This window comes from Streptomyces sp. NRRL B-1347 (assembly GCF_000720325.1).
In the GTDB taxonomy this organism is placed as follows: Bacteria; Actinomycetota; Actinomycetes; order Streptomycetales; family Streptomycetaceae; genus Streptomyces.
The window spans coordinates 1-11,104 of record NZ_JOJM01000128.1 but is presented as its reverse complement, the minus strand read 5'-3'; the positions used below and the strand labels follow the sequence as shown (position 1 = coordinate 11,104).

Here is an 11,104-nt window from a genome sequence, read left to right as displayed (position 1 = left end):
TACCTCTCACCCGTCGACTTCGAACAGCAGCACCAGCGAGGACATAGACTCACACTCGCAGCATGAACCCCTGTGTCCACACTCCGGGGGTCACCTCACTGCTGGCCGCACAGCCTGCGATGCCGCTGCCGCCACCGCGGACACCGGCAGACCAATCCCGCGTCCGTGCCGTGGAGTTCGAAACCGCGCTGTCACCGGTCGGCAGGCTGTGTCTGCCCAACAACCAGCAGATCAAGTTCGCGGCCGCCCTGGGCAACCGCGTCGCCACCGTCTGGGCCGACGAACGCAGCGTTCACGTGTTCATCGACGGCGACCACGTCCGCACCCGCCCCTCCACCCTGACCGCGGACGATCTCCATAACCTGATCCAGCGGGGCGGCCGTGTCGCCGGCCCTGAACCCGCCGCTGCGGCTTTGCCGAGCGGGGCGAAGGCCCCACGCATCGTCGAGGTCGACCGCCTGGTCGGACGCGACGGAGACGTCGGCCTCGGCGGCCAGCGCGTGACCCTCGCCGCCCATCTCGCCGGACAACAGGTCGTCCTGCGCTTCGACGGCCAGCTGATGCACGTCATCACCGACGGCCGAGTCGTCAAGACCCTGCCCGCACCCATCGCACCTGAACTGCGTGTCAAGCTCAGTGGTGCCCGCAGCCCGCGCACCGCGGTCGTGCCTCCCACGGCCCAGCCACTGCGGGCACAGCGCAAAGTGCCGCCTGACGGGCGGATCATGGTCGGCGGGCAAAAGCTCCGAGTCGGCCGCACGCACTTCGGCAAGATCGTGACGGTCATCGTCGAGGACACCATCTTTCGCGTCATGGACGGCGACGTCGAGATCTCCACCCACCCACGCAAGAGCAACCGCCCCATCCGCCAGTACCGAGCCGCTGTCCACCGGGCCACATAGCCACCTGTCCAACATCTCCCGGCGACAAAACCGTCCAGCATCTACCGGTGACGTCCAGCATGTCGTGAAGCCAAACCGTCAAAGATCTCGCGGGACCTCACACCCTCACGCGTGGAAGGCGACCGCCTGCACTCGGTCGGGCAGTTGCGAGGCGATGGCTGCTGCGGGCGGCCGAAAGCGCTTCCCCGGTCGCCCGGAAGAGATAGGCGAGCACGGCGGTGGTGGAGCGCAGACGCCATACCGAGCCTCGCTGAATGGGGAGTCGGCCTGGACGGCCGTCGACTGCTCCTCTGCCGTCCCTGTTCACTCGCCAGCAGGTGCGGTGATCGTCGACCGGGTTTCGGGCATCGCGGCTGACCAGGCGATCTGGCGCTCTTGGCCGAGGTTGAAGGCTGCAAAGCCGATGATGGCGCAGGCCGCGGCCCCGGCGATACCGGTGCGTTCGACTGCGCTCAGGTGATCAGAGAGCCAGTCCTGGATGACCAGTACACACGGGTACGTGGCGGCGAAGGGGAGGAGGAAGGCATCCAGCCCCATGCCGAAGGCACAGCTGAGGTGGAAAACGAGGCCGATAGCGAGGGCGGCGAGGGTGATTTCACGGGGAGCCAGGAGGGCCAGTGCGAAGAGCGACTCCCAAGCCACGATCGTCCAGGAGAGGAGACGTGCAGTGTTGGTGTGGCGGTCCAGCAGGCGGGCCATGGGTCGTGCGCCAAAGTACTCGGTTGCCGCGATACCGCGCAGGCCGGATGAGTCCCACCACATAATCGACTGGGTCTTGGACAGGCCGGCGGTCAGGTATGCCAGAGCGGCTTGCCCGCCGAGGAAGGCTGCAGCGGCGAGCTGGACGATGGCGGAGTCGCTGAGGTTGCGCAGTACGGACACGATGATGACAAGCCTGAGGATCTCGTCCGCTCCATCGAGCCCGGTTCTGATCAGAGGCAGGGTAAGGACCTCGATGACGAAGAGCCCAGCGAAGATCCACATGTTTCGGGGACTAACCAGGCCTGCTGTTGCCAGGACGATCTGGCTGACAGCCAGTACACACATCCTGCGAGGTCCCGGTGATCCCAGACCCAGACGGTGCGCAATGTCCTCAGCCCGGTTCTTCTGAGTGGCCAGTGCCGTGATGCGCCAGTCCAGGAGCCGTCCGGGCCCGGTCTCGCGGGCGACGAGCAGGTTATGCACGGCGTTCTGGATCACTGCCAGGCAGGCCAGTCGGCCTGCAAGGTCGAGAACGACTGCAGCGTCGTGGTAACCCCACATCAGACGTGATGCCTGTTGGACTCGAACCACGCGATCTCGGTCGCGTTGGACAGGTGGTGGCCGCGGATGCAACTAATCCTGAACTGGACGGTGGTGGCTTTCGGGATGGCGCGGGCCTGGCTGGTGGCGCAGCCGAGAAGTCGAAGGTAGGCCGGATCCGACACAGGGATCGGCTGCCCGGATTGTTCAAATGCCATGACGATGTCGTGAGCACTGTCCCAGTGGGTCTTCGACGAACGTCTGTGCCGGTTGACGATTCCGTCCAACAGCCGCCGTGAGCCAGGGAAGGGCAACCGCTGCCACGAGGACGGTGGCGCATCTGGGTTGTCCCAGGTGCGGAAGCTGACGAAGTAGTCGCTGACGATCGGCCGCGGAGCGAAGAGGTTCCAGGCCGGCAATAGCCGGAACCGGTCATGTGTGCGCAAGGCGAGCACGCGAGGGCGCCGGATCTGAACGACGACGCTGAGTAGGAACCAGACCAGCAACAAGCCTGTAATGACCACGTCCATCGATTGCTCGCCTCTAACGATGCCGTTGCGCACGCCGAATGATGCCGCCGGCCCCTCCGGTGCCGCCGGCCCCTCCGGTGCCGCCGGACCCTCCGGTGCCGCCGGACCCTCCGGTGCCGCCGGACCCTCCGGTGCCGCCGGACCCGCTGGTGCCGTGACTACCGTGGCTGCCGCTGGTGCCGTGACTACCGTGGCTGCCGCCGGTGCCGTGGCTACCGCCAGACCCGCCAGTGCCGCCGGACCCGCTGGTGCCGCCGGTGCCGCTGGTGCCGTGGCTACCGCCGGACCCGCTGGTGCCGTGGCTGCCTCTCTGGCCCTCATCTCCATGGACGGCAACGTCGCCGTGCGGCCCACGGGGTCCCTCATCACCTACAGCGCCGCGTTGCCCGCCGTGTCCACCCTGTCCGCCGTGCCCACCCTGTCCTTGGTGGCCTGACTGACCGGACTGACCCCTCTCGCCCGCCCTACCGGAAGGTCCCCGTACACCCGCGGCTCCGGTCTGGCCGTGTGGGCCGTGCCCGAGTAGTCCAAACTGCCCCTGGTCTCCGTGCTGTCCCAGAACGCCTGCCTGGCCGAGATCCCCGCGCTGCCCCCGTACGCCGACAGGCCCGCTGGGTCCGGTGGGTCCGCCTCCCGGCCCGATATCGCCAATCTCGCCGACGCTTCCGGTCACCCCGACGTTTCCCCGAATGCCGAACTGCGGCCCGACGTCTCCCCGCTGACCGAATTGGCCCATAGCCCCAAGCACGGCCCGCTCGACTCCTGGGCCTTCGACACCCAGCTCGAACCATTCACTGTCGGGCGCATCGCTGAAGACCGCATAGCTGCCAGTCTTGAACTTGCCGTTTGGAATCGGCTCGCTGTTCTTCAGCTCGACCGAGTACAAGCCGGGCTTTATACGCTCCCAGGTCACTACATGAGGGCGTCCATCGGCGGGCACTCGCAAGGGGGGATTGGGGCCAGTGATGGAGTGCCCTCGCAGCTGCAAAACAAGATCGCCCCGCGGATTGGGGTTCGCCGTGATGGCGATTCGGATCTTGATGGACTGCGCGCCGCCCACGCTGACCAGCTTCGTGGACCCTACGGAGTTGAATCTGAACGTCTTTGTGCCGGTGATGTCGGTGAAGCCCGCCACGGGTAGACCTCCGCGCCATGCACAGGAAGAAGAGAGACTCCCGTATTAGAACTGACGCGCTGAATGATCAGATCGAGGCGCGGTGCCCACTTCGAGGGCTGCACCCCGTCGGCGTAGCGAAGGCCTGTCCCCCTCGTTCGTCCTTCCGCCTACGGCCGTGTTCCGGGTCGAGAGCCCGACCGCTGAAGTGGTCCTCATCACCAGGTACATCTAGGCACACTCCGAGCCCGCTGCCGACGGCACCTGGGCCCAGACGAGCACCGTCGCCTGGCTCTCGGTCCTGACCCTCGTCGCCTTCATCATCGGCGGCGTGCTGCACGGCCCGGCCCAGCATCGGCGCGCGCCCGCGAGCAGCGGCGCGTCACCAACCCCGAAGGGGAGCTCCTGCCTCCCGCGCTAGCGGCGGCGCCCGTGACCGGGCAGCCCGGCGGGAATCGCGTACACGCTGGAGCCATTGCCCCCTGTGACGGGCTTCGCCCACCCCTCGGTGGGCGCCGGCGGCACCATACGCAGCGGGCCATCAACGCGCCGGGGACGTTCCCTGGCCACCGGTGTCTCGATCGGTTCTCCGGACAGCGGGCACCCCTGGCCTTCCGGCATAGAGTGACGGGCGAGCGTGCCCTTGCTCGTGATCCGGGCCCAGGTTCCGCACGCGCACTCGTAGCTGTTCACCAGCTCGGGGCCGGCCACGACCACAGCCCCCGACTTCGGGCAAGGGGTGGTGCCTTCTGGAGCGGTGTGCTCGTACAGGCGGCCGCTGCGCAAGCTCGCCTTCGTCGGGGTCCCGCACTCGGGACACACGCACTTCTTCGATGGAGCAAGAACACGCTTCGGCACGCCGTCACCCTCCACTCGCCCCGCTGGCACTTCCAACTCCTCACACCCCAGGCGCTGTTGCGTTCTCCCCCACACCGTCACGACCCACACCTGAACGCGCCTCGCGGTCCGCGTCACGGAAGGCTTCCCGCCAGACAGGCGAGCGCAGCGTGCCGCCGCCGCTCCCGTTCCACGGGGCGACGTCGCCCAGGTCAGGAACGTCCACCGAGCCCGCCGCAGACACCTCCGGCTCCGGGAATGCCCGTCGGCTCAGCCCGCGCATCGCTCTGGTCTGCCGCTCCAGGGCCTGCGCGATGCTCGGATCCACCGTCCGCCCGGGAGCGACGGCCTGGTGCGCGGCGAGGGCCCGGTGGAAGCCGGGCGAGGCCATCTCGCGCGTCTTCACCGGCGCCTGCAGAGCATCCGGTGGCAGAGCCGGGGCCCCCGGTGCGGTCCTGGACACGGCCGCGGCGCCGACGGGCAGGACCCGCACGGCGCGCACTACGTCGGTACCGACCGCTTCGTTGACCGCAGCGACGATGCGGGCGGTGATCAGGCGTAGTTGGGTGGCGTAGGCCGGGGAAGCGGGGCGCAAGTCCAACTGGCCGGGCTCCGCGTGGAAGGCGACCGCCTGCACGCGGTCGGGCAGTTGCGAGGCGATGGCGGCCGCGATGTCCGGCCAGCGGTCCAGCACACTGCCGCCGGCAGCCGGGAGGTTCCAGGCCCGCTCGGCCATCAGGCCCTGAAGCACGGAGGCGAACCCGGACGGCTCCCGGCCGTCGCGCCGCACGGTCCGGTCCCGGCGCCGCCGCGGGGCGCGGGCCTCGCTCTGCCCGCGCTTCCTGGCGGCCCCGCGAGCGGCGTGCAGCGCGACCCGGGCGAGGCCGACGCCGGACAGCTCCGGCCCGTCGACAGCGGGCCGCTCGCTGGGCGTAGTCGACTCGCTCATCGCGGCCTCCTCCCGGCGTCCGTAGGCCATCCGCGAGCTGCGGGCCCCGCTGGCCAGCTGCAGAGCACGGTGCACCAGGTCGGGGCCGTAGAGCTGCTCCGCGGCCGGGCGGCCCAGGGCGTCGACCGCCACCATGATCGGGGAGGTGTCGCCCATCATCCGCCGCTGCCGGGCCTCCGCGCGGGCCTGCGTCACCACGTCGTCCTCGAGGTCCTCCACGCCGGACACCGCGGGCAGGACCTCCGCATCGGGCGCGGGAGGCTGGGGCCTTGGGGCCGAAGGCGACGGCGAACTCTTCATCGACCTGCCGCTGCACAGCCCCGCTGGTCGGGGAGTCCCAGTCGCCGTCGTACCGCTCAGTGCGGGCACGGACCTGCTGGATGCGGTCACGGCGCGCGGCTTCCTGGGCGCCACGCCACTGCTCGGCCGCGCCGGCCCGCTTCTGCGGCGTGTCCAGGACCCTCTCCGCACCGGCCAGCAGCACGGCGAGCAGCCCCGAGCCCCGGCGCACCCGGTCCGCCTCGCCGCGCAGGTGCAGCCAGCTCTTCACGTCGGTCACGGTCCATCCGGCATCCGCCACGCGTGCTCGTGAGCTGGGAGCGCGGACACCTCATCGAGGCCGCGGTGGACGACACTCGACCGTCCACGTAGGCGCGCGGGATTTCGGCCGCTACGGCAGGCTCTGTGCCTGCCAGGTGTTACGCGAGCTCTTGCAGCACCTAAAACTCACTCAGTCAGGCCGTTGACTGTCTGTTGATCTGTGCCTGGCAGGGTCGTCCCCACCAGCCCTGAGGGCCGACCGATGGAACCCGATCGCCCAACGCCTTCCGTCCCGTCTGGCAGAACACGAGCGTTTTCGAGGAGGTTTGGTGGGATTAACTGGCTTTGATCTGTTTGCGCTAGCGGACCCGTTGTTCTACGACGCACCCAAACGCGTCGAGGATGCAGGAAAGCGCTGGGTCCTGCCGGAGCTTGGCGACGGTCAGCACACCGAAGGCCGAGACGTGTGGGTGCGGGTCAGATACGGCAAGGCGCTTCCCGCACAGGGTTGGAAGATCCACGTCTCGACTGCCGCCGATACGGCCCAGGCCGTCCTGGACGCGGTCGCCGCCGTCTGCGCCCGCAGGCGGACCGACTTCAAGTTCCTGCGCAGCAGTACGCTCCTGGGGGCCTTCAACTCGAAATACGCCCACCGGGGTTCGGCTGGAAAGTTCATCGCTGTGTACCCCAATGGCGAGGCGGACCTGAAGAACCTCCTGGGGGAACTCTCCGAAGTCCTGGACGGCTACTGCGGCCCGTACATCCTCTCCGATCTCCGCTGGAACGACTCCAGCCCGGTCTTCCTCCGCTACGGCGGCTTCGCCCCGGTGTGGGTCGACGACAGCGACGGCAAGCGTGTCATGGCCGTCACCACCCCGGACGGGACACTCGTTCCTGATCGGCGTTCGGCCTTCTTCACGGTGCCCGACTGGGTGGACGTTCCGGCCTTCATCCAGGACCGCATCGAAGCGTTCAGCAAGTCCAGCCGCGCTGACATGCCCTACACAGAACTCGAACCCCTGCACTTCTCCAACGGCGGCGGCGTCTACGCGGCCACAGACCCGGCCACCGGACAGCGGGTCGTCCTGAAGGAGGCCCGCCCGCTCGCCGGCATTGACGGCAGGGGCGAGGACGCCGTCACCCGGCTGCGCCGCGAACACGCCATGCTGCTCTCCCTGGCCGACACCGGGTACGTGCCCCGGGTACACGGCTGCCACGTGCTGTGGGAGCACCACTTCCTCGCACAGGAGTACATCGACGGCGACACCCTCACCACGGCCGCTCTCGCCCGCCACCCCCTCCGCCGCTCGGACGCTTCCGCGGAGGACATCGCCGAGTACACCGCATGGGCGTGCGAGACGATCGACAAGGTCGAGGCCGCCCTGGACGCCGTGCACCGCAAGGGCATCGTGTTCGGCGACGTCCACCCCAACAACGTCCTGCTACGCCCCGACGGGCGGATCACCCTGATCGACCTCGAAGCAGCCCACGAGGGCAGCGGGGAGCGCACCGGTCTGCGCGGAGCACTCGGCTTCGCGGCTCCCCTGGGGACGACCGGCACCGCGATCGACGAGCACGCTCTCGCCGCGATGCGCCTGAGCATGTTCCTGCCCCTGATGGCCATGACCCCTCTGGACCCCGACAAGCCAGCGCAGCTGGCCCGATGGGCGCAGGAGGTCTTCCCGCTCCCGCAGACCTACACCGACGGCGCCGTCCGGCCGCTCGAGCAGGCGCGCCATCACAGCGCGATCGCACACCGCTCCCCTGAGGACGTCGAGCCCGCGGAGCGCAAGAACCTGCTCGCGGCCGGCATCGCGGCATCAGCCACCCCCGATCGCACGGACAGGCTGTTCCCCGGCGCTCCCGGCAGCACCACTCCCAGTGGCGGCGTCGCTCTCGAGCACGGCGCAGCCGGAGTCCTCTACGCGCTGCACGCCACCGGACTCCCAATCGACGAAGCATGGACCGACTGGCTCGCCGCTGCCGCACTCCGCCAAGCCGGCACGGCACCCCTCGGGCTGTTCGACGGTCTGCACGGGGTCGCCACAGTGCTCGACCTCCTCGGCCGACGCGAGGAGGCGGCCTCGCTGCTCGCCCAGGCACCCGTGCGTGAACTGCCGAGAGGCCTCGGCCTCCTCGCGGGCTTGCCCGGAATCGGCCTGTCCCTCCTCGGGTTCCACGCGCGCACCGGCGACGCCGGCTACCTGAGGCGGGGGCCAAGGCGGTAGCCGAAGACGTCTCCACCGCCCTGGCCGCACACCCGCACGACAGCCCCGGCCTGGACAAGGGCGTGGGCGGGGCGGCGCTCTTCCTGGCCCGGATGCACCAGCGCACCGCGGACGCCCAGTACCTGGAACAGGCCATACACGTGCTCACCAACAGCACTCACATGGCTGCGGACAGCAGACCCAGCATGCCCGGACCGTCCTTGTCGAACGGATCGGCCGGAGCCGCACTCTCGCTCGCCGCATGCCTGGCCCACTGCACCGACCAGCACCTCTCGGACGCTCTCGACCAGCACCTGGCCGCGGCCTCCCTCCCGCTCGCCATCGCCCCCGGGCTGCTCAGCGGAACAGCCGGCCAGCTCTACGTCCTGAGCACCCACCACGACGCCCGCGCGGCGCAGGCGGCCCGGACCTTATGGCGGTACGCCATTCCCTACGGAGAGGGCGTGATGATGCCCGGCGACAACCTGATGCGCCTGTCCACCGACCTCGCAACCGGCAGCGCGGGCGCCCTCCTGGCCCTCGAGAGCCATCGCCGGGGCAGCGATCTCATGGGCCCACTACTGGCGGCCTGAGGCCGCCGCACCACCTGACTTCCCGGAGCAATCGGCTCCGGGACGGCACGAAACATTTGGAAGGAGGGATCCACGGATGGACATTCTCAAGCTTCAGGCACTGAAGACCGAGACCGAGACCGAAGCCGATGCCACGGCCGCTCTGATTACCACCATACGCATCACTGACATGTGAACAGGAGTCCCATGGACACTTGCCTCTGGCTCGGCAGAACCTGATCTGATTTCAGGGGCTGGCCCCCCCGGACACAGTTGGTGAATGTCCTAGGTTCCGCGTGACGTCGGTCTTCATCGCCTGGTTGTGGGTGGTGAAGACCGACGTTGCGTTCGGGGAGGGCGCCTTACCCACACCTGACACCCGCAGCGATGTCCAACGGAGACGGAGCGGGCTGCGCAGGTGGTGTACCCGGCTGTCGATGCGGCTGCGGGATGGGTTCGCGGACGTGCCAGCCGTCCGGCCTGATGAGCAGTGCGTTCTACCCGGGCCCGCCGCAGGGCCGCGGCATGGGAGACGTCGGTCTGGCGGCGGCGCTCGATGCGGGTCTGCTCGATCGGGGCCGACTGGTCGACGGCCAACGGCTTCGGGAAGGCCCGCAGGCTCAGCGCCCGCATCGCCGCCCGGGCGAGGCCGACGCCGGACAGCTCCGGTCCGCCGACGGCGTGGGTCGCTCTACGCCCGCCGCGGGGACAGGGGTTGTCAGTGGCGGCGGCAACAATCCCCCTATGACCTCACCCCAGCAACTCAACGAGTTCCTCACCAACTTAGGGCTGGACGTGGCGGCCACGTTCACGGCCGTGCACGGGGCGGATGAGGACGCCGTGATCCGTCTCTTCGGCGGCGACCCTGAACAGGCCCGCCCCATGGCGCTTGAGGACTTGCGCAACCAGGACTACGGGGACCGGATCCTGGTCTCCCGGTCGGGGCCAGCGGTCGTCGTCGTGGAGGACAACGGCTACCAGGGCTCGCGCGAGGAGGTGCTGCGCCCCCTGTCCCGGCTCGGCCGCACCGCCAGCGCCTACTGGAACGTCAACGCCGTCTCCAGCCTGAGCCTGGCCGAAGGCGGGCTCATCGCCTCCGCCTTCGAAATGATCGCACCCGAGGAACCCGAGTACCGGTACGGCGTACGCCCCCACGCCTGGGACCCACTGCTTGAGGGCCTGGACCTGGACGACGACGCCTGCCTGTGGGGCACGGGGCTGGCAGCGGTCGAGCGCGCGAGCGGGGCCCGGTTCGACGAGGCCTGGGTACACGGCCCGCACCGCGCCGTGCCGATCACTCCGGTGCCGGACTACCTGCTGGGGCAGGGCCTCGTCAACTCCCCTCTGCTCAAGCGGGAACCCTTCATCACCTACCTGGCCGGCCTGGGCCCCGCGATGGTAGGGCGGATGCGCCGCCACGCCCTGGACCTCGCTCTCACCCACACCGGACTGCACGAGCACCCCCTGGCCGCCGCCGCCCTCACCGCAGACACGATCCCGGCCGCCGCACGCGAGCAACTCCGCGACGACCTCACCGCCGCGCACGACCACGCGCTCGCCCAGGCCCGCGCGCTGCGGGCAGCCGAGCCGGACGAGGTCGAACGTGAGTGGGAGCGCCCCTCCGAGCTCCTCTTCCGCCAGGGCATCGTCTTCGAGGTCCTCTCCTGGTGCGTCGCCGCCCACCTGCCCACACCAGCAGACCGCCTCCCGGACATCATCAGCTTCCTGACCACGGCCATGACCGGCGACAACGAACGCATCGCGGAGTTCTGGATGGTCCAGCACCTGCACCACGCGGCCCAGCAAACGACGTGACCAGCCGTAGCTCACCGGACAGGTAGGGGCCGCAGTCGCGCGCCGCTGACGCGGCACCGCCGGTCACGTGAGTGCGGCACCTGAGCGTGGACTCGGAATCGCCCGTCGACGGGCGCGGCCGCGGGCTTCGGATCAGCGTCGACCGGCCCGGGCACCGCCACCGTGCCGGACGCCAGGACGCGCAGGGCGCGCACCACCGCGCGGCCCGCCGACTCATTGGCGGCCGCGATGATCCGGGCCTGCTCGAGGCGAGCCTTCGTCGCCCAGGCCGCCGACTCCGGGCACACGGTGAGCAGTCCGGAGTCGGCGTCGTACGCCACGGCGGCCACGTGCCCGGCGCACTCGGAGGCGATAGCTGTCCACCGTTCGCGCAGCGTCGCGCCGACGGCCGGGAGC

10 protein-coding genes are annotated in these 11,104 nt (G+C 69.5%); 6 read left to right on the top strand and 4 right to left on the bottom strand.

Annotated elements, in window-relative coordinates; genetic code table 11:
• Positions 1-170 precede the first annotated feature (170 nt).
• On the top strand, positions 171-902 hold the full coding sequence (locus IG74_RS0143015; RefSeq protein ID WP_051856609.1) for a hypothetical protein: 732 nt from the start codon (positions 171-173) through the stop codon (positions 900-902).
• 303 nt (positions 903-1,205) lie between these two features.
• Here the strand turns inward: IG74_RS0143015 and IG74_RS0143010 are convergent, their stop codons facing one another.
• Both IG74_RS0143010 and IG74_RS0143005 read right to left on the bottom strand, forming a co-directional pair.
• Positions 1,206-2,102 (bottom strand): hypothetical protein, encoded by an 897-nt coding sequence (locus IG74_RS0143010; protein ID WP_158858064.1) that lies wholly within the window; start codon positions 2,100-2,102, stop codon positions 1,206-1,208.
• A 62-nt stretch (positions 2,103-2,164) separates the two neighbouring features.
• Positions 2,165-2,707: a hypothetical protein gene (locus IG74_RS0143005; protein ID WP_030688927.1), complete on the bottom strand. Its 543-nt coding sequence runs from the start codon at positions 2,705-2,707 to the stop codon at positions 2,165-2,167.
• Between the two features lie 265 nt (positions 2,708-2,972).
• On the opposite strand from IG74_RS0143005, the gene IG74_RS52575 reads away from it, so the two are divergent.
• Both IG74_RS52575 and IG74_RS53920 read left to right on the top strand, forming a co-directional pair.
• On the top strand, positions 2,973-3,110 hold the full coding sequence (locus IG74_RS52575) for a hypothetical protein (protein WP_158858062.1): 138 nt from the start codon (positions 2,973-2,975) through the stop codon (positions 3,108-3,110).
• A 111-nt stretch (positions 3,111-3,221) separates the two neighbouring features.
• Positions 3,222-3,815, top strand: coding sequence for a hypothetical protein (locus tag IG74_RS53920; RefSeq protein ID WP_234334655.1), 594 nt, complete (start codon positions 3,222-3,224; stop codon positions 3,813-3,815).
• An 871-nt stretch (positions 3,816-4,686) separates the two neighbouring features.
• Here the strand turns inward: IG74_RS53920 and IG74_RS48440 are convergent.
• Entirely contained in the window at positions 4,687-5,793 is a 1,107-nt protein-coding gene (locus tag IG74_RS48440) for a DciA family protein (RefSeq protein ID WP_234334654.1), read from the bottom strand.
• A gap of 650 nt (positions 5,794-6,443) precedes the next feature.
• Between IG74_RS48440 and lanKC the strand changes: the two genes are divergently transcribed.
• The 3 genes from lanKC to IG74_RS0142975 all read left to right on the top strand — a co-directional run bounded on the left by lanKC (position 6,444) and on the right by IG74_RS0142975 (position 10,708).
• The gene (gene lanKC / locus IG74_RS46885; RefSeq protein ID WP_234334653.1) at positions 6,444-8,342 is read left to right on the top strand and encodes a class III lanthionine synthetase LanKC; all 1,899 of its coding nucleotides are present in this window, start codon (positions 6,444-6,446) and stop codon (positions 8,340-8,342) included.
• A gap of 20 nt (positions 8,343-8,362) precedes the next feature.
• Positions 8,363-8,914, top strand: a complete 552-nt coding sequence (locus tag IG74_RS48435; RefSeq protein ID WP_107059163.1) for a lanthionine synthetase LanC family protein — start codon at positions 8,363-8,365, stop codon at positions 8,912-8,914.
• 723 nt (positions 8,915-9,637) lie between these two features.
• Positions 9,638-10,708, top strand: a complete 1,071-nt coding sequence (locus tag IG74_RS0142975) for a DUF6461 domain-containing protein (protein ID WP_030688925.1) — start codon at positions 9,638-9,640, stop codon at positions 10,706-10,708.
• An 11-nt stretch (positions 10,709-10,719) separates the two neighbouring features.
• Here IG74_RS0142975 and IG74_RS0142970 read toward each other — a convergent pair.
• Positions 10,720-11,104 (bottom strand): DciA family protein (locus IG74_RS0142970; RefSeq protein WP_158858058.1); only part of this gene is annotated, 385 nt, incomplete at its 5' end.